This is a genomic window from Chromobacterium subtsugae (genome assembly GCF_035919665.1).
In the GTDB taxonomy this organism is placed as follows: domain Bacteria; phylum Pseudomonadota; class Gammaproteobacteria; order Burkholderiales; family Chromobacteriaceae; genus Chromobacterium; species Chromobacterium subtsugae.
This window is the reverse complement of the sequence record NZ_CP142381.1, coordinates 2,847,408-2,865,459: the sequence shown is the minus strand read 5'-3', so window position 1 is coordinate 2,865,459 and position 18,052 is coordinate 2,847,408. Positions and strand designations below refer to the sequence as shown.

25 protein-coding genes are annotated in these 18,052 nt (G+C 65.5%); 9 read left to right on the top strand and 16 right to left on the bottom strand.

Annotated features, from left to right (window positions below):
- Nucleotides 1–20 precede the first annotated feature (20 nt).
- Genes msrA through U6115_RS13770 form a run of 4 tightly spaced genes read right to left on the bottom strand, consistent with a single transcriptional unit; the run spans nucleotide 21 to nucleotide 2,230 of the window.
- Entirely contained in the window at nucleotides 21–551 is a 531-nt protein-coding gene (gene msrA / locus U6115_RS13785; RefSeq protein WP_043577438.1) for a peptide-methionine (S)-S-oxide reductase MsrA, read from the bottom strand.
- 14 nt (nucleotides 552–565) lie between these two features.
- Nucleotides 566–1,492, bottom strand: coding sequence for a histone deacetylase family protein (locus U6115_RS13780; protein ID WP_043577437.1), 927 nt, complete (start codon nucleotides 1,490–1,492; stop codon nucleotides 566–568).
- Nucleotides 1,493–1,499: 7 nt separating this feature from the next.
- On the bottom strand, nucleotides 1,500–1,715 hold the full coding sequence (locus tag U6115_RS13775; protein WP_043577436.1) for a DUF1653 domain-containing protein: 216 nt from the start codon (nucleotides 1,713–1,715) through the stop codon (nucleotides 1,500–1,502).
- A gap of 59 nt (nucleotides 1,716–1,774) precedes the next feature.
- Nucleotides 1,775–2,230: a GNAT family N-acetyltransferase gene (locus tag U6115_RS13770; protein ID WP_052258156.1), complete on the bottom strand. Its 456-nt coding sequence runs from the start codon at nucleotides 2,228–2,230 to the stop codon at nucleotides 1,775–1,777.
- A gap of 66 nt (nucleotides 2,231–2,296) precedes the next feature.
- On the opposite strand from U6115_RS13770, the gene U6115_RS13765 reads away from it, so the two are divergent.
- Nucleotides 2,297–3,244: a tRNA dihydrouridine synthase gene (locus tag U6115_RS13765; RefSeq protein ID WP_043577434.1), complete on the top strand. Its 948-nt coding sequence runs from the start codon at nucleotides 2,297–2,299 to the stop codon at nucleotides 3,242–3,244.
- Nucleotides 3,245–3,451: 207 nt separating this feature from the next.
- Entirely contained in the window at nucleotides 3,452–4,984 is a 1,533-nt protein-coding gene (locus tag U6115_RS13760; RefSeq protein WP_047237683.1) for a mechanosensitive ion channel family protein, read from the top strand.
- Nucleotides 4,985–5,005: 21 nt separating this feature from the next.
- On the opposite strand, the gene U6115_RS13755 is transcribed toward U6115_RS13760, so the two are convergent.
- Nucleotides 5,006–5,152 (bottom strand): hypothetical protein, encoded by a 147-nt coding sequence (locus U6115_RS13755; RefSeq protein WP_167595293.1) that lies wholly within the window; start codon nucleotides 5,150–5,152, stop codon nucleotides 5,006–5,008.
- A 16-nt stretch (nucleotides 5,153–5,168) separates the two neighbouring features.
- Nucleotides 5,169–5,765: a LexA family protein gene (locus tag U6115_RS13750; protein ID WP_043577433.1), complete on the bottom strand. Its 597-nt coding sequence runs from the start codon at nucleotides 5,763–5,765 to the stop codon at nucleotides 5,169–5,171.
- 186 nt (nucleotides 5,766–5,951) lie between these two features.
- Here U6115_RS13750 and U6115_RS13745 point away from each other — a divergent pair, with 186 nt between their 5' ends.
- From U6115_RS13745 to U6115_RS13735, 3 genes are read left to right on the top strand one after another with little or no spacing between them, the layout of a single operon-like run.
- Entirely contained in the window at nucleotides 5,952–6,182 is a 231-nt protein-coding gene (locus U6115_RS13745; RefSeq protein ID WP_043577432.1) for a ParD-like family protein, read from the top strand.
- Nucleotides 6,179–6,970 carry a type I methionyl aminopeptidase gene (map, locus tag U6115_RS13740; protein ID WP_043577431.1) on the top strand — a complete coding sequence of 264 codons (792 nt, stop codon included), beginning with the start codon at nucleotides 6,179–6,181 and terminating at the stop codon, nucleotides 6,968–6,970. The genes U6115_RS13745 and map overlap by 4 nt, the downstream gene beginning before the upstream one ends.
- A gap of 3 nt (nucleotides 6,971–6,973) precedes the next feature.
- Complete coding sequence (locus tag U6115_RS13735; protein WP_043577430.1) at nucleotides 6,974–7,666, top strand: helix-turn-helix transcriptional regulator; 693 nt, start codon at nucleotides 6,974–6,976, stop codon at nucleotides 7,664–7,666.
- 16 nt (nucleotides 7,667–7,682) lie between these two features.
- Here U6115_RS13735 and U6115_RS13730 read toward each other — a convergent pair whose 3' ends face one another.
- The 5 genes from U6115_RS13730 to U6115_RS13710 all read right to left on the bottom strand — a co-directional run bounded on the left by U6115_RS13730 (nucleotide 7,683) and on the right by U6115_RS13710 (nucleotide 11,036).
- Nucleotides 7,683–8,255: a type 1 glutamine amidotransferase family protein gene (locus U6115_RS13730; RefSeq protein ID WP_043577429.1), complete on the bottom strand. Its 573-nt coding sequence runs from the start codon at nucleotides 8,253–8,255 to the stop codon at nucleotides 7,683–7,685.
- 123 nt (nucleotides 8,256–8,378) lie between these two features.
- The gene (locus U6115_RS13725; RefSeq protein WP_043577427.1) at nucleotides 8,379–8,798 is read right to left on the bottom strand and encodes a GNAT family N-acetyltransferase; all 420 of its coding nucleotides are present in this window, start codon (nucleotides 8,796–8,798) and stop codon (nucleotides 8,379–8,381) included.
- A 17-nt stretch (nucleotides 8,799–8,815) separates the two neighbouring features.
- The gene (locus tag U6115_RS13720; RefSeq protein WP_043577422.1) at nucleotides 8,816–9,247 is read right to left on the bottom strand and encodes a GNAT family N-acetyltransferase; all 432 of its coding nucleotides are present in this window, start codon (nucleotides 9,245–9,247) and stop codon (nucleotides 8,816–8,818) included.
- Nucleotides 9,244–9,789 carry a GNAT family N-acetyltransferase gene (locus U6115_RS13715; protein ID WP_047238607.1) on the bottom strand — a complete coding sequence of 182 codons (546 nt, stop codon included), beginning with the start codon at nucleotides 9,787–9,789 and terminating at the stop codon, nucleotides 9,244–9,246. Before U6115_RS13715 ends, U6115_RS13720 begins: the two co-directional genes overlap by 4 nt.
- A 137-nt stretch (nucleotides 9,790–9,926) precedes the next feature.
- Nucleotides 9,927–11,036, bottom strand: coding sequence for a nickel/cobalt efflux protein RcnA (locus U6115_RS13710; protein ID WP_043577420.1), 1,110 nt, complete (start codon nucleotides 11,034–11,036; stop codon nucleotides 9,927–9,929).
- Nucleotides 11,037–11,135: 99 nt separating this feature from the next.
- Between U6115_RS13710 and U6115_RS13705 the strand changes: the two genes are divergently transcribed.
- Entirely contained in the window at nucleotides 11,136–11,411 is a 276-nt protein-coding gene (locus tag U6115_RS13705; protein WP_043577418.1) for a metal/formaldehyde-sensitive transcriptional repressor, read from the top strand.
- Nucleotides 11,412–11,713: 302 nt separating this feature from the next.
- On the opposite strand, the gene U6115_RS13700 is transcribed toward U6115_RS13705, so the two are convergent.
- Nucleotides 11,714–12,127 carry a hypothetical protein gene (locus U6115_RS13700; protein ID WP_043577416.1) on the bottom strand — a complete coding sequence of 138 codons (414 nt, stop codon included), beginning with the start codon at nucleotides 12,125–12,127 and terminating at the stop codon, nucleotides 11,714–11,716.
- A 144-nt stretch (nucleotides 12,128–12,271) separates the two neighbouring features.
- Between U6115_RS13700 and U6115_RS13695 the strand changes: the two genes are divergently transcribed.
- Complete coding sequence (locus U6115_RS13695; RefSeq protein ID WP_043577413.1) at nucleotides 12,272–12,640, top strand: VOC family protein; 369 nt, start codon at nucleotides 12,272–12,274, stop codon at nucleotides 12,638–12,640.
- 87 nt (nucleotides 12,641–12,727) lie between these two features.
- On the opposite strand, the gene U6115_RS13690 is transcribed toward U6115_RS13695, so the two are convergent.
- A complete protein-coding gene (locus U6115_RS13690; RefSeq protein WP_043577410.1) occupies nucleotides 12,728–13,165 on the bottom strand; it encodes a MarR family winged helix-turn-helix transcriptional regulator in 438 nt (145 codons plus the stop codon).
- An 81-nt stretch (nucleotides 13,166–13,246) separates the two neighbouring features.
- Here U6115_RS13690 and U6115_RS13685 point away from each other — a divergent pair, with 81 nt between their 5' ends.
- Nucleotides 13,247–14,341, top strand: a complete 1,095-nt coding sequence (locus U6115_RS13685) for an FAD-dependent oxidoreductase (RefSeq protein WP_043577408.1) — start codon at nucleotides 13,247–13,249, stop codon at nucleotides 14,339–14,341.
- An 11-nt stretch (nucleotides 14,342–14,352) separates the two neighbouring features.
- Here U6115_RS13685 and dsbG read toward each other — a convergent pair whose 3' ends face one another.
- The 3 genes from dsbG to U6115_RS13670 form a co-directional block, all read right to left on the bottom strand.
- Nucleotides 14,353–15,105, bottom strand: a complete 753-nt coding sequence (gene dsbG, locus U6115_RS13680) for a thiol:disulfide interchange protein DsbG (RefSeq protein WP_043577406.1) — start codon at nucleotides 15,103–15,105, stop codon at nucleotides 14,353–14,355.
- A 179-nt stretch (nucleotides 15,106–15,284) separates the two neighbouring features.
- Nucleotides 15,285–16,151, bottom strand: a complete 867-nt coding sequence (locus tag U6115_RS13675) for a pilin (protein ID WP_043577405.1) — start codon at nucleotides 16,149–16,151, stop codon at nucleotides 15,285–15,287.
- A gap of 23 nt (nucleotides 16,152–16,174) precedes the next feature.
- A complete protein-coding gene (locus tag U6115_RS13670; protein WP_043577402.1) occupies nucleotides 16,175–16,729 on the bottom strand; it encodes a thymidine kinase in 555 nt (184 codons plus the stop codon).
- Nucleotides 16,730–16,984: 255 nt separating this feature from the next.
- Here U6115_RS13670 and U6115_RS13665 point away from each other — a divergent pair, with 255 nt between their 5' ends.
- A complete protein-coding gene (locus U6115_RS13665) occupies nucleotides 16,985–18,013 on the top strand; it encodes a dienelactone hydrolase family protein (RefSeq protein WP_160310636.1) in 1,029 nt (342 codons plus the stop codon).
- The last annotated feature ends 39 nt before the right edge of the window (nucleotides 18,014–18,052 follow it).

Here is an 18,052-nt window from a genome sequence, read left to right as displayed (position 1 = left end):
GTCGTCCGGTTTTGCGCCGGCTAGTTTCGCATCAGGGCGGCAAATCGGCGGCGTATTTTTGCCAGTTTGGGAGAAATCACCAGTTGGCAGTAGTTTTGCTGCTGGTTCTGCGCGTAGTAGCCCTGGTGGTAGCCCTCGGCCGGATAAAAGCGCTGGGCGGGTTCGACGCGGGTGACGATGGGGTCGGCGAAGACTTGTTCGGCGCGCAGTTCCTGCAGCGTGCGTTCGGCGATGGCGCGTTGCCCGTCGTCCAGATAGAAGATGGCCGACGCGTACTGGCTGCCGACATCGTTGCCCTGGCGGTTGAGCGTGGTGGGGTCGTGCACGGCGAAGAACACTTGCAGCAGGGTGGCGTAGTCGATGCGCGCGGGGTCGAAATGGATTTCAACCACTTCCACGTGGCCGCTGTGGCCGGAGCAGACTTGTTTGTAGTCGGGGTCGGCGGTGTGGCCGCCGCAATAGCCGGACACCACGCGCTCCACGCCGTCAAGGCCGGAGTAGGCGGCGTCCAGGCACCAGAAGCAGCCGCCGCCCAAAATTGCCTTTTCCATAGATTTCTCCTTGCTCAGCGCCGCGGCGAGACGGTTTCGTCCAGCTCCCCGGCGCCGAAGATCCTGCATGCCAGTCTGACGGTTTCAGTCTGGATTGTCACGGTATCCGTAATGGGCACCGCATATCCGCCCGCCATGGCGACGACCAGCGCGGCGCCGTGGCGGCGGCAGGTTTCCATCACCAGGCGGTCGCGCCGCGCCAGCCCTTCCTGGCTGAGGGCCAGCCGGCCCAGGCGATCGCCGCGGTAGGGGTCCGCGCCGGCCAGGTAGTACGCCAGGTCGGGCGAGGCGGCGGCGAATACGCGCGGCAGCGCATCGGCCAGGATGGCCAGGTATTCGGCGTCGCCGGTGCCGTCCGGCAGGTCGATGTCCAGATCGCTGGAGACGCGGTCGAACGGGAAGTTGCGCGCGCCGTGCATGGAAAACGTGAAGATGCGGTCTTCTGTGGCGGTGATGGCGGCGGTGCCGTCGCCCTGATGCACGTCCAGGTCTATCACCAGCGCGCGGCGGATCTGCCCTTCGCTCAGCATCAGCAGCGCGGCGACGGCGACGTCGTTGAACACGCAAAAGCCGCTGCCGCGTCCGCGGCCGGCGTGATGGGTGCCGCCGGCCAGGTTGACGCCGCAGCCTTGCTGCAGCGCGCTGCGGCTGGCGGCGATGGTGGCGCCCACCGAGCGTCGGCTGCGCTCGGCCAGCTGCATCGACCATGGCAGGCCGATTTCGCGTTGCTGCCGAGCGTCCAGGCAGCCGTTCAGCACCGCGTCGACATAGGCTGGGTCGTGCGCGCGCAGCAATTCATAGCGGCTGGCGGCTGGGGCGGGGTCCAGCCGTTCCGGCGCGAATTGCGCCACTTGCTCGGCCAGCAGCCGGTATTTTTCTGCCGGAAAGCGATGGCCGGCGGGCAGCGGCAGCGGAAACTGGTCGGTGCGGTAGATGCGCATGCTGCGGCTACAGCGCCCGGATCAGCGAAAAGCGCGGCATCTGCCGTCCTTCGTGGTCCACGGTTTCGTCGAACATGCCGGCGGGGCGGGTCCACAGCGTGAAGTCGCCGTAAAGCGCGCGGTACACGGCCATCGGCTCACCGGTTTCCGAATGCCGGGCGATGCCCAGCAGCTGGTAATGCCGGCGGTTGCCGTAGTGCTGGTAGATTCCGGGAACAGGCATGCGAGGCTCCTGGGCGCGACGGCGAAGGCGGCTGAGCATGCCGCGCCCAATGGGCGGCGTCAAGAATGCCGGCTGCTCCAGCCATACACGCGAAAATCGCGGTCCAGCGCGAAACCGTGGTTTTCGTACAGCTTTTGGGCGGCCAGATTGTCGTGGGCGGTCTGCAGCATGATTTCTCCGCCTCCCAGGTCGCGGGCGTATTGCTGGCAGCGCTGGATCAGCATCCGGCCGAAGCCCTGGCCCCGGGCGTCCGGCGCCACGAATAAATCATGCAGCATCCAGCAGGGTTGCAGCGATAAAGAGGAAAAGCCGGTATACATCAGGGCGAAGCCTTGCGGGCGGTTGTCGGTCGCGACGACAAACGCCACCGCCTGGCGGCGGCGCAGCCGTTCGCTGAGGAAATCCAGGCACTGCTCCGGCGGCTGGCTTACCTTGTAAAAGGCCAGGTAGGCGGTGAATAGCGGCAGCCAGCTGCCGACGGATTCAGGGGTGGCGATGCTCAGTTGTGTGGCCATCGATAATCTCCGTCATGTTCTTGCGGGGCTGCGTTACAATAACGCCCTTTTTCAGCAGGTTAGACAATGAAGCTGGTGCTTGCCCCGATGGAGGGACTGGTTGACGACGTGATGCGCGATGTGCTGACCCGCATCGGCGGCATAGACATGTGCGTCACCGAATTCGTGCGGGTCACCTCGGCCTTGCTGCCCACGCGCACGTTCATGCGTCTGGCGCCGGAGCTGGAGCGCGCCGGCAATACCCGCGCCGGCGTGCCGGTGCGGGTGCAGCTGCTGGGCTCGGACGCCGCCTGCCTTGCGGAAAACGGCGCCAAGGCCGCCAGCCTGGGCGCGTCCGGCGTTGATCTGAATTTCGGCTGTCCCGCGCCGACTGTCAACCGCCACCGCGGCGGCGCCGTGCTGCTGAACGAGCCCGAATTGCTGCATGAGATCGTCGCGGCGGTGCGCCGCGCGGTGCCGGCGGCTATTCCCGTGACCGCTAAAATGCGGCTGGGCTACGAAGACAAGAGCCGCGCGCTGGAGTGCGCGCTGGCGATAGAAAGCGCCGGCGCTGGCGAATTGACGGTGCATGGCCGGACCAAGGTGGAAGGCTATCGCCCGCCGGCGCACTGGGATTGGATCGCCCGCATCCGCGAAACCGTGGCCATCCCGGTGATCGCCAATGGCGAAGTGTGGACGCTGGACGATTACCGCGCCATCCGCGCGGAAAGCGGCTGTGACACGGTGATGATAGGGCGCGGCCTGGTGGCGTGTCCGGACCTGGCCGCGCGCATTGTCGCCGGCGGTCCGGCTGCGCCGATGGATTGGGGCGACATGATGCCCTGGGTGCTGGATTTCTTCCGCCAATGCTGGAGCAAGTCGGGCGAGAACCGTTATCCGGTGGCCAGGCTGAAGCAGTGGCTGGGCCTGCTGAAGCGCACCTGGCCGGAGGCTGAGCAATTGTTTGAAGCGATACGCCGCGAGCAAGAGCCTGAAAAAATAGACAATATTCTGATGGCAAGATTGGGTAAGTAGATATACTCATACCGCAAAGCGGGATCTGTTGTTAAGATCAAAAAGTGCCTTGTTTCGGTATAAACAAGGCGCTGTAATTTCTGCCGGCCACCTTGGCTGCGGATCTTACACTTCCCCGATACCTTGCAGCCCTCCCTTTCACGGGAGGGATTTTTTTTGCCCGCCGCCATCCGCTATCTATAAAAACAGAAAAGCGGCGGAGATAGCATGGAATCCACATCCTCGGTCGGCTGGCTGGAGCGGCTGATCCCGCCTGTCTGGTACGGCTCGCTTACGGTCTTCGTCGCCGCTACCGCCATTTTCGCCCTTATGCTTTGCCTGGCGCGGCCGGATAGCCGCAAGCGGGTGTCGCGCACCATGCTGATCACGCTGGCGGCGTTGCTGGTGGTCAACTTCAGCGGCCAGACGGGCGCGGGGCAGATGGTGCGCCAGAGCGCCGTGGTGGTGATGGGGCTGGCGCTGATCCGCTTGTGGGCGATGCTGTTGTTCCGGCTGTTCATGCCCGCGCTGCGCCTGCATCCGCCCCGCATCCTCGAAGACATTCTGGTCACGGTCGGCTATATCGGCTGGGGCCTGGTGCTGCTGCGGCTGGCGGGCTTGGACCTTAGCCACATCGTCACCACTTCCGCGGTGATCACCGCGGTGCTGGCCTTCTCCATGCAGGATACGCTGGGCAATATCCTGGCCGGCCTATCGCTGCAGTTCGACAACTCGGTGGAAATCGGCGAGTGGATCAAGGTCGGCGACCTGGTGGGGCGGGTGGTGGAGATCAACTGGCGCGCCACCACGGTGGAAACCCGCAACTGGGAAACCCTGGTAATCCCCAACAGCGTGCTGATGAAGAACCACTTCGCCATCCTGGGCAAGCGCCATGGCTGCGCCCAGCAGTGGCGGCGTTGGGTGTGGTTCAACATCAACTGGGACACGCTGCCCACCCAGATCATCACCGTGGTGGAAAGCTCGCTGCGCGAGGCGCAGCTGCCGGGGGTGGCGTTGTCGCCCGAGCCCAACTGCATCCTGATGGGTTTCGAAAACGGTTACAGCCGTTACGCGGTGCGTTACTGGCTGACCAATCTGGCGGCGGACGACCTGACCGACTCCATCGTCCGCACTCATGTCGACGCCGCGCTGCGCCGGCACAATCTGCGCATGGCCTCGCCGTTTTACAATGTGCTGACCATCAAGGAAAACGAAAAATACATGGAAGCGCGGATGAAAAAGCATCTGGAGGAGCGGGTGCTGGCGCTGCGCAAGGTGGAGCTGCTGTCCAGCCTGAACGACGAGGAAATGGTGGTGCTGGCCGACCAGCTGAAATTCACCCCCTTCGTCACCGGCGACATCATCATGCACCAGGGATCGGTGGCGCACTGGCTTTACATCATGCTGTCCGGCGAGGTGGAGGTGTGGATCAGCCTGGCCGACGGCAACCGCAAGCTGGTGGACGTGCTCAAGGCGGGCAGCTTTTTCGGCGAGATGGGGCTGATGACCGGCGAGTCGCGCTCGGGCACCGTGATCGCTCGCTCCAATGTGGAGTGCCTGCGGCTGGACAAGGATGCGTTCCAGGCCATTCTGGTGTCGCGCAAGGAGTTGGCGGAGACCATCTCTTCCATCCTGGCCGAACGGCTGGAGGAGCGGCGCAACCGGATGCCGGAGGAGTTGCTGGACGGCGGCGACCCGGCGCCGCGCCGCGCCGAACTGGTGGAGCGCATCCGCAACTTTTTCGGCCTGAGCAAGCATTGAGCCTGCCGCCGCGGCGCGGATTCAGACAAACTGCACCGGCATGAAGTAGTCGCGGCCGGGCCGGCTCACCAGCACTTGCGGCTGGCCTTCTATCATCGCCCGGTAGGGGCGCGGCAGCCGTTTCCAATCGTTGAATTTCATCTTGATGCAATTGCTGGGCTTGCCCATTTGACTCTCCTTCGGATCAGTCCACCTTGTGGATGACGCGGGTGACCACGCCCCAGATGAAGAACGAAGCGTCTTCCGGCACTGTGATGGGTTGGTAGGCCGGGTTTTCCGGCAACAGCCGCAGGCCATTCGCGCTTCTTTCCAGTCTTTTGACCGTCAGCTCGCCGTTGAGCGCGGCCACCACCACCTTGCCGTTGCGCGGCTCGCGGCTGCGCTCCACCAGCAGCAGGTCGCCATCGTGGATGCCGGCGCCCTGCATCGAGTCGCCCTTCACCGTCACCATGAAGGTATCGCCGGGGCGGTTTACCAAGTGGGCGTTGAGGTCGATGTCCGCTTCTTTCAGATCATCGGCCGGCACCGGCGAGCCGGCCGGCACGCTGCTGGCGAACAGCGGCAGCGACAGCTCGCTCAACTGGCTCCCCAGCGTGCGGAAATTGCTGGCTTCCTCGCTGTTGGCGGTGCGCCAGCTGCGGTAATCGTCCAGCCATTGCTGCAGGATGGGCTTCAGGGGCTCCGGCACGCGCAGGGCGATGGTCTTGTCGCCGCCGAAGGCGGACTTGCGCCCGGCGCCGCTGCGCTTGCCGCCGCGCGGCTTGTCTTTTGGCTGTTCCATGATTTGATTTTGTACAATATCAAATCGAATTGCAAGCCGGATGGCGCGCCAGCTGTCATCTGTCGGCTGGAAAGGGCGGGAGGGCAGGAAAATGCAGGATGGCGGCTGTGGGTTTTTCGATACGGCGGCTTGCGCGCCGCCGCGGTTTGTTATACGTTTCATATATTATTTGTGTATGGAACGGATATGGGCATAGTCAAGATTTCGGAGCAGATGCATGACAATCTGCGCACCGCCAGCGAGGCGTTGAGCCGCTCGATCAACTCCCAGGCCGAGCACTGGCTGCGCATCGGCATGCTGGCCGAGATCCATCCCGACCTGCGCTACAGCGAAATCTGCCAGCTGTTGCTGCGCTCCAGCCGGGAAGGTCAGGCCTTGGATCTGCGCCAGCAGCAAGCGGCGGAGGCGGGCCGATGAGCGGGGTGAAGATCAAGACGCCGGCCGAGGTGGCGAAGGCGCGCGAAGCGGGCAAGCTGGTGGCGGAGCTGCTGGCGATGATAGGCGAGCACGTGCGGCCCGGCGTCAGCACCGAGGAGCTGGACGCGATCTGCCGCGAGCACATCGTCAAGGTGCAGCGCGCCATCCCGGCCAACATCGGCTACTACGGCTACCCCAAAACCATCTGCGCCTCGGTCAATCAGGTGGTGTGCCACGGCATTCCGTCGGAAAAGCAGATTCTGCAGAACGGTGACATCGTCAATATCGACGTGGCGGTGATCAAGGATGGCTGGCACGGCGACAGCAGCCGCATGTATTTCGTCGGCGCGCCGCGGCCGGAGGCGAAGTTGCTGGTGGATACCTGCCATCGGGCGATGTGGGCCGGCATCCGCGAAGTGCGGCCCGGCGCGACGCTGGGCGATGTCGGCCACGCGATCCAGGCCGTCACCCAGCAGGCCGGCTTCAGCGTGGTGCGCGAATATTGCGGCCATGGCATCGGCAAGGTGTATCACGAGGAGCCCGAGGTGCTGCATTACGGCCGGCGCGGCGCCGGGCTGCGGCTGCGGCCGGGCATGGTGTTCACCATCGAGCCGATGATCAACGCCGGCAAGGCGCCGACGCGCCAGCTGGACGACGGCTGGACGGTGGTGACGCAGGATGGCTCCTGGTCGGCGCAGTGGGAGCATATGGTGGCGGTGACGACGCAGGGCTTTGAAGTGCTGACGCCGTGGCCGGACGGCGAAGGCGGTTATCCGGCGCAGGCTTGAGCGATGGCGCGCGCCGAACGCCTGCTGGACCTGCTGCAATTGCTGCGCCGCCATCGCTATCCGGTGACGGCGGCGGCGCTGGCCGCCGAGCTGGGCATCAGCGTCCGCACCGTGTACCGCGATATCGCCAGCCTGCAGTTGCAGGGCGCTGACATCGCCGGCGAGCCGGGGCTGGGCTACCAGCTGCGGCCGGGCTTTTTGTTGCCGCCGCTGATGTTCGCCGAAGAAGAACTGGAAGCTCTGGTGCTGGGCATGCGCTGGGTGGCGAAGCGGGTCGACGCCCGGCTGGCGGACGCCGCCGGCAACGCGTTGGCCAAGGTGGCTGCGGTGCTGCCGGCCGAGCTGCGCTCGCAACTGGAAGACGCCGCCTTGCTGGTGGGGCCGGCGCAGACCGAGCCCGCCGCCGTCGACATGGCGCGGCTGCGCGACGCCATCCGCCAGCAGCGCAAGCTGGTGTTGCGCTACCGTGACGCCAAGGGCGAGGAAAGCCGGCGAGTGGTGTGGCCGTTCGCGCTGGGTTTTTTCGAGCAGGTGCAGGTGCTGGCGGCCTGGTGCGAGCTGAGGCAGGATTTTCGCCACTTCCGTTGCGACAAGATGATCAGCTGCGACAGCCCGGGCGAGCGCTATCCGCGCCGCCGCCAGGCCTTGCTGCGGGAGTGGCGCAAGCTGCATGGCATCGCGGAAGGCGCGGTGTGACGCCGCCTGGCGGCGCTTAGGCGGGCCTGGCGTGTTCGGCGGCGTGCTGGGCGATGTAGGCGTCCAGATCGGCTCCGCCTATGCCCAATGTGGCCAGGATGGCTGCCATGAAGCTGACCGGAGCGGTGCCGGACGCGGTGACGACGCGCTGGTCAGCGACGGCGTAGGGCACGTCCTGGTAATGCGCGCCGCCGGCATAACCCGGCACCGCCAGGTTTTCCGCCGAATTGGACGTATGGCGGACGCCGTTCAGCACGCCTGCCTGCGCCAGCATGCGGGTGCCGTCGCAGATGCCGGCCAGCGCGATGCCGCGGGCGCGGGCCTGGGTCAGCAGCGGCGTGAGGTCGGGCGCCTGGCCGGTGCGCCACAGCGTGCCGCCGCAGACGATCAATAGGTCCAGCTCGTCGAGGGAAATGGACTCTATCGCCAGGTGCGGAGTCACCATCAGGCCGCCGGAAGACGTAAGCGCCGCGCCGCCCGGCGCGGCGAAGCGGACGTCAAAGCCGTAGTAGCCGCGGCCGGCGGAGTTGATCAGGGCGGTTTCCCAGTCGGAAAAATTCTCTGTGAGCAGGGTGATGGCGCGCGTCATGCGGATTGTCCTTGTCTGGCGTGAATGAAGAAGGCCCGCCGCGGTGCGCGGCGGGCCTGCCAATCTAAGCGGCGCCAGTGACAATTTCTGTCAGCAGCCTGCGTCTCGTTCGCTTGGGGCGTTTTACCGCAGCTGTTCCGAAAAGTGGTGGCAGACGATGTCCATATTGCGGTTCAGGTAGAAGCGGTGCGCGCGGTGGCGCTGCACGCGGGAGTCCAGATGGATCTCGGCGCAGCCGGCGTCCAGCGCGGCCTCGCGCAGCCACGCCATCATCCTGGCGCCGCAGCCTTGCGAGCGCGCCGATTCATCGGTGGACAGGTCGTCCACGTACAGGCTTTTGCCCATCATCAGGTTGCGGTGGATCCGGTAGCCGGCGACGCAGGCCACCTCGCCGTCTTCCAGCAAATAGGCCAGCCGGTAGCCTTCCGCCATCTGCGCGCGCACGACGGCGACGAAGCCGTCCTCTTGCAGATGCGGCCGCAACTGGCGCATCACGGCGAAACAGTCGGCGATTTCCTGGTCGGTCTGCGCGTTTTGGATCAAGCTTTTCTCCTTAGCAGTTAAGGCGCGGCTGGCGGCAGCGCCTCGGAAAAGTGGTAGCTGGATATGCGCATGTCCCGGTTCAGATAGAAGCGGTGCGCGCGGTGGCGGTCGATGCCGGAATCGAGGTGAAGCCTGACGCAGCCTTCCGCGCGCGCGGCCTGGCGCAGCCAGTCCATCATCCGCGCGCCGCAGCCGCGGGAGCGCGCGGCCTCGGCGGTGGACAGCTCGCCCACGTACAGGCTTTTTTCCATCAGCAAATTGCGGCTGATCCGGTAGCCGGCGACGCAGGCCACCTCGCCGTCCTCCAGCAGATAGGCTAGCCGGTAGCCTTCGGCCATCAGTTCGCGCATGGCATCGATAAAGCCCGCTTCTTGCAGGCGCGGCCGCAGTTGGCGCAGCACGGCGAAGCAGCCGGCGATTTCCTGATCGGTCTGCGCTTGCCGGATCATGCGTTTCCACCCTCAGCTATGTGGCTGTACATCCAGAAGTCCCGCGATGGTCCGCGCACCTTGCGGTAGCTGCGCAGCAGGCCCTCGCGCTGGAAACCGCAGCGTTCCAGCACCTGGATGGAGCGCGCGTTTTCCGGCAGCACGGTGGCCTGAATGCGCGCCAGGCCAAGATGGCCATGGCCCCAGGCGAGCAGGCTGGCGCAGGCGGCGCGGGCGATGCCGCGTCCCTGGGCTGCGGGAGACAGGTCGTAGGCGATTTCCGCGCTGGCGTTGACCGTCGCCACGGTGTGGAAACCGGCGGTGCCGAGCAGGTGGTCGTCGCGGCTGTCGGCGATGGCGAAGCGCAGCGCGCTGACTTCGGTGAACTGCTCCGGCTGCCAGGCATAGTGCTCCAGCTCGGACGAGCAGCGCACGTTCCAGCTGGTGTGTCGGTACACCTGGGGGAGGATCAGGTAGTCGTGCCAGGCCAGGATGTCGTCGGGGTACAGCGGTCGCAGCATGGCGTCGGGGTGGTCCAGCGCGGGCATTTCGGTGAACAGCATGCGGGTTCCTTGTTGTTTTGCTTCCAGGGCAACCGTCGCGCGGCGCTTGCTCGCAGGAAGAATATTCTCACCCGATGAATTTTTACCCGGCCGGCATTTTTGCGCAAGGAGCGGCCGCGGCGGCTCGCTCCAGCGGCTCAGGGCAAAGCCGCCCAGCCATGGCAGCCCACATACAGGCCCACCAGCGCGATCAGGCCGCCGGAGAAATAAGGCGCCTTGCGCGCGAAATCGCCGAATCCGCTCCAGCGCCGGGACACGTGCTTGACGCTGACGGCGGCCAGCACGCCGGACGCCACCATGGTCAGCGCCAATCCTATGCCGAAACACAGCACCAGCGTCGCGCCCAGCGCCACTTTCTTCAGCTGCAGGCATAGCAGCAATACGGTGATGGAAGCTGGGCAGGGAATCAGCCCGCCGGTCAGGCCGAACATCACGATCTGGCCGGTGGTGACGTCGCTGTTGGCGAAGCGGCGGCGAATGTCGTTGGCGTGGGCCAGTTCGTGCGGGTCCTGATAGCCATCTGTCAATGCTTCCAGCGCAGCGGCATTGGCCGGCGCCGGATGGCCATGCTCGGCGAAGGCCACGTCGTAGTCGTGGCTGTGATGGCCGTAGCCCAGGCTGAGCCGGGCCATGAACTGGTGCGGTTCGGGGATGGCTTGCTCGGATTCGATAAAGCCGTCGCGTTGGACAAAGGCGAAGCGCTGGCGGCTGCCGTCCGGCCGTTCCGTTTCAACCCAGGCCTGCTCCGCCGGCCAGCCGTGGCCGCGCTTGGCTTCGTCATGCAAGCGGAAGCGCGGCGGCGCGCCATCTTCGAATATCTCTAATCGTACCGTGCCGTGGCCAGTGTCTATGATCCGGCTTTCATCATGCGGGTGCGCATGGCGGTGCCCATGTTGATGTTCGGCGCGCAGATTGTGCCAGGTGCGCCAGACCATCCAGCCCGCCACCGCGACGATCAGCGCCGCCGAAGCCAGCTGGAAATAGGGCCCGGCCTTTTCCATATTCCAGTTGCGGCCGAAATACAGCCCGGCCATCGCCACGGCCCACACCACGGCGGTATGGGACAGGGTAGCCGACAAGCCCAGCAGCACGGCCTGTTTCACCGTGCCGCGCACCGCCACGATGAAGGCGGCCATCATGGTTTTGGAATGGCCTGGCTCCAGGCCGTGCAGGGCGCCCAGCAGGATGGCGCTGGGGATGAACAGCCAGGCATTGCCTTGCTGCAGCAGGGAAGAAAATTCGGTCATGGGGCGCGCTTTCGGCATGTGTATGCGGCGCAGTATACTGCCCCCCAGTATAAATATGCTACCCTCCAGTATATTCCCCAAGATTCAGGCAGAGACGGCATGGCGCATACGATACGAAACAAGGCCAAGTTGCTGGCGCGGGTGCGGCGCATCCAGGGGCAGGCCGCCGCGTTGGAAAAGCGGCTGGATGCGGGCGATGAGGATTGCGGCGCGGTGCTGCAGCAAATCGCCGCCATTCGCGGCGCGGTGAACGGTCTGATGGCGGCGGTGATAGAAGGCCACCTGTCCGAGCATCTGGTGAACGAGCCGGAGCAGGCGCAAAGGCAGCGCGATCTGGACGCGGTGCTGCAGGTGCTCAAGTCGTATCTGAAATAGCTGGGGGCTGCGCGCGCCAGCTTGCATGCGGCGCGCTTGCTCCTGCTGGAGATTTTTGATGGTAAAGGGCGCATAGGGCGGCTGCGGCGATGCTGCCAATCTGTCCGAAGATTGCGCGCGCTTGTTGGTGATGCCTTGTCCCTGGGCCGGCGAAGCCGTACAGGAACAGCAGGCCGTTGTATTTGACAGCGTGAACATAAGGGTAGGCAGACTGGTCCAGCGCGGCGTGATTGTTTCTTTCAATCCGCATCTGAGGCGTTCTTTGCGGCGTGCTGGATCGGGGTGGCGGATAGCCATGCATCTCAGTCTGGGGCGCGGCCTGGCCGGGCAATGGAGGCAAGCGGCCAATGCCGGGACAGCCAGTTCTGGAGCGTTGCCAGCGTCTGCTCTTCTTGCAAGGGATTGTCGCCGAGGCTCAACCACAAGAAGGCTTGCGCTTGAAAGCTTTGCTTGCGCCAGTCGTTTTCCAAACGGGACTTGATTGGTTTCAAATACAGGCACCCTAGATACTGTTTGCCGTCCGGAGTCAGCAGGCAATAGGCAAAGGCCTGGCGCTGTTCGAACTCCGCAAGGTAGCGGCGCAGGTCGGCCAGGTTTTCGTCAAAGCTGATATCGGTAGGTGGCCAGTGATTTTGCGGGCCGAACACATGGCGGATGGCATTGGCGCTGCGGCATACCGCTTGATGGTCGGCTTTGGCATGGTCGGGGCTTAGCATCTCCAGCCTGAAATGGGGGAAGCAAGCTTGGCGGGGCGGGGTGAAGGTCGATGGCTTGAATGCTACTGACAAAAACTGACAGCAGGCTGGCTTAGCATGACTGCATGCCGAAGCGATTTCGGCGCTCACCCAAGGAGAACAGCCATGCAACACCCCGACTTCGTGATTTTGTACGTGGACCAGCCGATGCGCAGCGCAGATTTCTATTCGCGGCTGTTCGATCTGCAGCCGATCCAGCTGTCGCCCACCTTTGCGATGTTCAAGTTCGCGTCCGGCATGCGGCTGGGCTTGTGGTCGCGCCACACGGCGGAGCCTGCCGCCGAGATGATGGGCGGAGGCGGGGAAGTGGTCGTGCGGCTGGAGGATTTCGCCGCGCTGGACGCTTGCCTCGCCGATTGGCGCGCGCAGGGGCTGCGCATTGTGCAACCCATCACGGATATGGATTTTGGACGCACCTTCACCGCGCTGGATCCGGATGGCCACCGGCTGAGAGCCTACGTGCGGACGGAGTGAAAACGAGCGGTTTGGGCCGGTCGCTTGTCTATTGTCCCGCAGACGTTGGCAGTTTGGCGCGGATGCGGGCGGAGGGTTCGGGCGGCGTCAGGGCGCGTCGCCCAGATTGGCGCAGACGCGTTGCAGCAAGCTGGCCAGAACCGCTTCTTCTTCGCGGCTGAAGCCCGCCAGCGCCCTGGCGTTGCCGGCCGCCATCGCAGGAATCGCCTGCGCCAGGCGTTCCCGTCCCAGCGCGGTGGCTTCCACGATTTGCGCGCGTTTGCCGGCGGCGGAGGGGCGGCGCAGGATCAGCTGGTCGCGCTCCAGCCTGGCCAGCGTCTGCGCCATCGATGGCTGCTCCACCTGCAGCAGGCGGGCCAGTTCCGCCTGGGTGGCGGCTTCGCCGTTTTTCAGCGCCGTCAGCACCGGCAGGCTGGCCATGCCCAGGCCCAGCGGCCGCAGTTGCGCCTCTGCATGGCGCGTCAGCGCATGCGCAGCACGCTTGATCAGCCAGGAGGGGACGGTGCGCAATTCGGTCTTCAGCATGGGAGGATTTCGGCTATTTGCATAGGTGCCTATTATATGTAAGCATAGGTGCCTATGTAAATAATCGTCTGGAGATTCGTCATGCTGCTTCCTTCTGGCGTCGCCATTGTCGGCGCGGGGCCCGCCGGCCTGTTGCTGGCCCGCGGCTTGCTTCTGCGCGGCATTCCGTTCACCTTGTTCGATCGCGACGCCTCGGCGGCCAGCCGGCCGCAGGGCGGCATGTTGGACCTGCACCCGGACACCGGCCAGCAGGCGTTGCGCAGCGTCGGCCTGTTCGAATCCTTCCTGCGGATCGCCCGCTATGAAGACCAGGGCATGCGGGTGTTCGACCGGGATGGCCGTCTGTTGATGGAAAAGGGCGCGGAGGGCGGCGACTGCCCTGAAGTGGACCGGGGATCGCTGCGCGACATGCTGCTGGATGCGTTGCCGGCTGGCTGCGTCCGTTGGGGCCATGCCTTGCGCGAAGCGGAGGCGCTGCCGGGCGGCGGCTTCGAGCTGCGCTTCGGCAACGGCGCGGCGCGCCGTTTTGACTTCGTGGTCGGCGCCGACGGCGCCTGGTCGCGGGTGCGGCCCTTATTGTCCCGCGCCGAGCCGATCTACGCAGGCTTGGTGTACCACGAACTGTCCATCTCCGACATCGACGCGGCGCATCCCGAGCTGTCCGCCTTGGTCGGCCGCGGCACGCTGGTGGCCAAGGGCGGCGGCAAGACGCTGTTCGCGCAGCGCAACGCCAACGCGCAAGTGCGGGTCTACGCGGTTTTGCGCCAGGCGCTGGCGGCGGACGGCCGGCGCGCCGCGCCGGCAAGCAAGGCGGAGTTGCTGGCGGCGTTCGCTGATTGGGATAGCAGCCTGCGGCGCTTGATCCAGGCGGCAGACGAGCCGGCGCGGCCGTGGCCCATCCATGCGCTGCCGGTGGGTCATCGCTGGAAGGGGCGCGACGACGTCACGCTGATAGGCGATGCCGCCCATTTGATGGCGCCGGCCGGCGATGGCGCGAACCTGGCCTTGCGGGACGCTTGCGACCTGGCCGCCGCGCTGGGGCGCGACGATTGGCGCGCGGCGTTGCGCAGCCATGAGGCGCGGATGTTCGCGCGGGCGGAGCTTGCCGCGGCGCGCGCGCAGCGGATGCTGGCCGAGGGCGCGGCGGGCGATGGGCGGTTGCGCGAGGTGTCCTGACGCCGCGCCGGCTATTCGCCGTTCATGATCTTGGCCAGACTGGCCGGCGACGGCGCGCCTTGGGCCTTGCGCAGCGCGCCTGTTGCGTCGAGGTAGAAAATGGCGGGGGTGGAGAAGGCGCCGAAGCGCTCCATCAATTGGTGATTGGCGGCCAGTTTGTCGGCGGCGGCGCGCGGCGGGCGGGCCAGCGGCTGGATGCCGCCGCCGGGCTGCCGCTCGTGGCGCGCGAGCGCCGCCTCCGGGTCGGCGTCGGCCAGCAGCGCCATCGCCTTGCCGGGGCTGTCGGCTTCCAGGATGCCCACCAGGATGTGGCGCAGCTGCACCTTGCCGGCGTCCACCCAAGGGCGGGCGTCGCGCCAGAACTGGCTGCAATAGGGACAGTTCGGGTCGGTGAAGACGTAGACCGCGCGCGGCGCTTTGGCGTCGCCGTCCGCTATCCAGGCGCTGTTTTCCAGTTGCCGCAGCATCGCCGCGCCAAACTGCCGGTCCAGCCCGGCCTGGTTCCATTTGTCGCCGCGCGCGTCGGTGATGGCGCCGGCGATGGCGTGTTGGCCGTCCGGGGTCAGATAGACGGTTTGCGGCCGGCTCAGGTAGAGCGCGGCATAGCCGGTGAGGCCGCCGGGCGCTTCGAAACTGTCCAGAATCTCGTAGCCTTGTTGCGCCAGCGCCTGGATGGGCGCCGGCAGCGAAGCGGCGGGGGCTGCCTGCAGGCCGCAGGGCAGGGCCAGCAGCCATGGCAGGCAGCGTTTGCCCAGTGAATTCATCAGTTGCCTCTTGTTGCCGCGCGCGCTGCGGGACTTTGCCGCCGTCAGCGCTGGGGTTGGCGATCGCGCAAGCGCCGAGGCGGATGGGCTTCGGTCCAGCCTTCGCGGCGCGGGATCCAGATGGACAGCGCTTGCGGGCTTATGTTCCGGCGGCTTGGCGCCGAAAGGGACGCGCTTGGCTAGCGCGCGGCGTCTGGCCGGCGGCAGGCGTCGGGCAGGGCGGCATCCGGCAGGGTGCTGCTGCAAACCCAGCGGATCCGGCCCTGGGCATCCGGCACCGGGGCGAGCACCAGGGTGTTGATCTTGTTTCTCGGCAGCGACATAGATAGGGTAAGCGCGCCGCTTTGCTTGTCGTATGCTGCCGCGCGCACGGATTCGGGTTGCGCGCCGGCCGTGTAGCCGCTGTCCGCCAGGGTTGAGGGCAAGGCGCGGCGCTGGCTGTAATACCGGCCTATCGCTTCCTGATAGCCCTGGTTGGCGCTCAGCGCGTCGGCAACCTGGGCGCGGATGGCGTAGTTCTGATAAGCGGGGATGGAGGTTGCGGCAAGCAGGCCCACGCCAAACAGTCCGGCCATGACGATGGCGATGGCTGGCGCGATCCGGCTGACTCCGCCGCTTTTCGCCAGCCACGCCAGGCGGGCGTCCAGATTCGGCCCGGCCTTTTGCGCGCTGAGGCGTATCTTGGCTTGGCAGCGCCGGTAGTAAAAGGCGTCTGCGCAGAGCGGCGGCAACAGCAGCATGCCTGCCATGAAGGCTAGATACAGCAGGGAAAGGAAGCCGCTGGCCTTGGCGCCCGCCAGCGCGGACAGCAGGCCTATCGCCAGCAGGAAGAGTCCGGGCAGCAGATAGTAGATCAGCGCGGGCAGCCACTGCTTGCGGTACAGCAGCCAGAAGAAGGTGATGAACAGATTGGGCCAATGCCAGCCGGCCCCAGGCTTGCCTTGGCTATCGAATCGCAGAAAACGCGCCAGGTAATATTCCTGCCGCTGGGGGCCGATGGCGGCGCGGTACAGCTGCTCGCGTTCGGCTTCGTTGAAGTTTTGCATGGGCGTTCTCAGGCGGCTTGGCGTCAGGCTTTGTGGAAGCAGCGGCCGCACACGGCGCGGTAGCGCGCTTCGCCGCCGATTTCCACTTGCGGGCCTTCCTTCACCCGTTGGCCCGCGCCGTCGATGCGGATATGCATCGTCGCCTTGCGGCCGCAATGGCAGATGGTCTTGATCTCCTCCACGTCGTCGGCCAGAGACAGCAGCCAGGCGGAACCGGGAAAGGGGTGTCCCTGGAAGTCGGTGCGCAGCCCGAAGCAAATCACCGGAATGTTGCGGGAGTGGGCGAGCCGGTGCAGCTGCTGCGCCTGCTCGGGCGTCATGAATTGCGCTTCGTCGATCAGCACGCAGGCGGTGTCGCCGTAATCGTGGGCCAGGAAATCGAAACCGGCGTCGAAAGTGTTGGACTCGCGCTGGATGTTCAGCCGCGAGGTGATCATGCCCACGCCGTAGCGGTCGTCGATGGCGCTGGTGTACAGCGCCACTTTCTTGTCCATCGACTCGTAATTGTTGGCGATTTGCAGCAGCTGGGTGCTTTTGCCGCTGTTCATCGCGGCGTAGCGAAAGAATAGTTTGGCCATGCGGGGTGCGGAAACGGGTGCCGGGGCGCGCAGCATACCATGACGGACCCGGCTTGTGAGGCCCGGCAAAGTGGCGGGCGGACGCGTTTTTGCTTCCCGCTCCACATTTGTTGATGAGTTTTCGCTTCCGCGCGGTTCATCTGCAATGGAAAGACCGCAATATGACTCGGCAAAACTTCACGCTTGCCGCGCCGCATCTTGCGGTCAATGCGTATTTTTCAATTGGGCGTTTACGGAACAAGGGGGTTATCGATCGTGTCAGCCATCTTGAGTCGAGTTTGCTTCATTGGATGGATCGCCTGCTTTGTCGGGAGCGGCGCTGCCCGCGCCTCCGCCATCACGGTAAGCGCCGCGCCGGTTTCGAGCTTGGCCGATGGCCGCGCCGGCGCCTTCGCGTTCGAATCGGTCACGCCGGGGCAGATCATCGATTTCGTCAAGCGCGCGCCAGCGGACAAGGCGGTGGTGACCGGCATGCTGTCATTGCCGCGGCAGGCGCAAGGCCCGGTTCCCGCCGTCGTGATCCTCCATGGCAGCCTCGGCATCAATCCGGGGGAGTGGATGTGGGCCAAGCGGATGAACGAGCTGGGCTACGCCAGCTTCGTCGTCGACAGCTTCTCCGGACGGCATATCGCGGAGACGGAAAAAGACCAGACGCGGCTGTCGATGGCGGCGGATATCGCGGACGGCTATGCCGCTTTGCGCCTGCTGGCCACGCATCCGGCGATCGACCCCAAACGCATCGCCGTGATGGGATTTTCGCGCGGCGGCGTCGCCGCGCTTTATTCGTCGTTGGAGCCATTCCGAAAGGGCGTCATCGATGACGATCTGCGCTTCGCCGCGCATGTCGCGTTCTACCCCAGCTGCGGCATCCACTATGCGGCGAATCATCTGGATGGCGCGCCTGTCCTGATGCTGCTTGGCGGCAAGGACGACTACACGCCCGCCGCGCCTTGCCTCGACTATGCCGATGCTTTGAAGGCCAAGGGCGCGCAGGTGACGGTGAAAGTGTATCCCGACGCCTACCATGCCTTCGACCGGTTCACGCCGCTGCGCGCCGTTTCTAGCGCGACCAGCGCCAGGTTGTGCCATGGCGAATATGACCTGGATTCGGGCCGGTTCACCATGGCCGGCAGCGCTGGCGTCGTGTCTGGAGGCGAGGCGAAGATCGCTGCGCAGGCATGCCTGAGCCGGGGCGTCACCATAGGCGGAGACCCCGTCGGGCGCGAGCAATCGCCGGCGCTGGTCGCCGACTTTCTGAAGTCGGTGTTCGCGAAGGATAGATAGGAGAGGGCGGGCGGCCGCACGGGCTCGCCCGCCGCTTGC

What these genes read in the sequence shown, in the direction of transcription:
- U6115_RS13770 (WP_052258156.1), bottom strand. Translation starts at nt 2,230, where the DNA reads ATGGCCACACAACTGAGCATCGCCACCCCTGAATCCGTCGGCAGCTGG.
- U6115_RS13750 (WP_043577433.1), bottom strand. Translation starts at nt 5,765, where the DNA reads ATGGAACAGCCAAAAGACAAGCCGCGCGGCGGCAAGCGCAGCGGCGCC.
- U6115_RS13705 (WP_043577418.1), top strand. Translation starts at nt 11,136, where the DNA reads ATGGCGCATACGATACGAAACAAGGCCAAGTTGCTGGCGCGGGTGCGG.
- msrA (WP_043577438.1), bottom strand. Translation starts at nt 551, where the DNA reads ATGGAAAAGGCAATTTTGGGCGGCGGCTGCTTCTGGTGCCTGGACGCC.
- U6115_RS13765 (WP_043577434.1), top strand. Translation starts at nt 2,297, where the DNA reads ATGAAGCTGGTGCTTGCCCCGATGGAGGGACTGGTTGACGACGTGATG.
- U6115_RS13720 (WP_043577422.1), bottom strand. Translation starts at nt 9,247, where the DNA reads ATGATCCGGCAAGCGCAGACCGATCAGGAAATCGCCGGCTGCTTCGCC.
- U6115_RS13780 (WP_043577437.1), bottom strand. Translation starts at nt 1,492, where the DNA reads ATGCGCATCTACCGCACCGACCAGTTTCCGCTGCCGCTGCCCGCCGGC.
- U6115_RS13755 (WP_167595293.1), bottom strand. Translation starts at nt 5,152, where the DNA reads ATGGGCAAGCCCAGCAATTGCATCAAGATGAAATTCAACGATTGGAAA.
- U6115_RS13695 (WP_043577413.1), top strand. Translation starts at nt 12,272, where the DNA reads ATGCAACACCCCGACTTCGTGATTTTGTACGTGGACCAGCCGATGCGC.
- U6115_RS13700 (WP_043577416.1), bottom strand. Translation starts at nt 12,127, where the DNA reads ATGCTAAGCCCCGACCATGCCAAAGCCGACCATCAAGCGGTATGCCGC.
- U6115_RS13685 (WP_043577408.1), top strand. Translation starts at nt 13,247, where the DNA reads ATGCTGCTTCCTTCTGGCGTCGCCATTGTCGGCGCGGGGCCCGCCGGC.
- U6115_RS13735 (WP_043577430.1), top strand. Translation starts at nt 6,974, where the DNA reads ATGGCGCGCGCCGAACGCCTGCTGGACCTGCTGCAATTGCTGCGCCGC.
- U6115_RS13775 (WP_043577436.1), bottom strand. Translation starts at nt 1,715, where the DNA reads ATGCCTGTTCCCGGAATCTACCAGCACTACGGCAACCGCCGGCATTAC.
- map (WP_043577431.1), top strand. Translation starts at nt 6,179, where the DNA reads ATGAGCGGGGTGAAGATCAAGACGCCGGCCGAGGTGGCGAAGGCGCGC.
- U6115_RS13715 (WP_047238607.1), bottom strand. Translation starts at nt 9,789, where the DNA reads ATGCTGTTCACCGAAATGCCCGCGCTGGACCACCCCGACGCCATGCTG.
- U6115_RS13745 (WP_043577432.1), top strand. Translation starts at nt 5,952, where the DNA reads ATGGGCATAGTCAAGATTTCGGAGCAGATGCATGACAATCTGCGCACC.
- U6115_RS13710 (WP_043577420.1), bottom strand. Translation starts at nt 11,036, where the DNA reads ATGACCGAATTTTCTTCCCTGCTGCAGCAAGGCAATGCCTGGCTGTTC.
- U6115_RS13730 (WP_043577429.1), bottom strand. Translation starts at nt 8,255, where the DNA reads ATGACGCGCGCCATCACCCTGCTCACAGAGAATTTTTCCGACTGGGAA.
- U6115_RS13760 (WP_047237683.1), top strand. Translation starts at nt 3,452, where the DNA reads ATGGAATCCACATCCTCGGTCGGCTGGCTGGAGCGGCTGATCCCGCCT.
- U6115_RS13670 (WP_043577402.1), bottom strand. Translation starts at nt 16,729, where the DNA reads ATGGCCAAACTATTCTTTCGCTACGCCGCGATGAACAGCGGCAAAAGC.
- U6115_RS13675 (WP_043577405.1), bottom strand. Translation starts at nt 16,151, where the DNA reads ATGCAAAACTTCAACGAAGCCGAACGCGAGCAGCTGTACCGCGCCGCC.
- dsbG (WP_043577406.1), bottom strand. Translation starts at nt 15,105, where the DNA reads ATGAATTCACTGGGCAAACGCTGCCTGCCATGGCTGCTGGCCCTGCCC.
- U6115_RS13690 (WP_043577410.1), bottom strand. Translation starts at nt 13,165, where the DNA reads ATGCTGAAGACCGAATTGCGCACCGTCCCCTCCTGGCTGATCAAGCGT.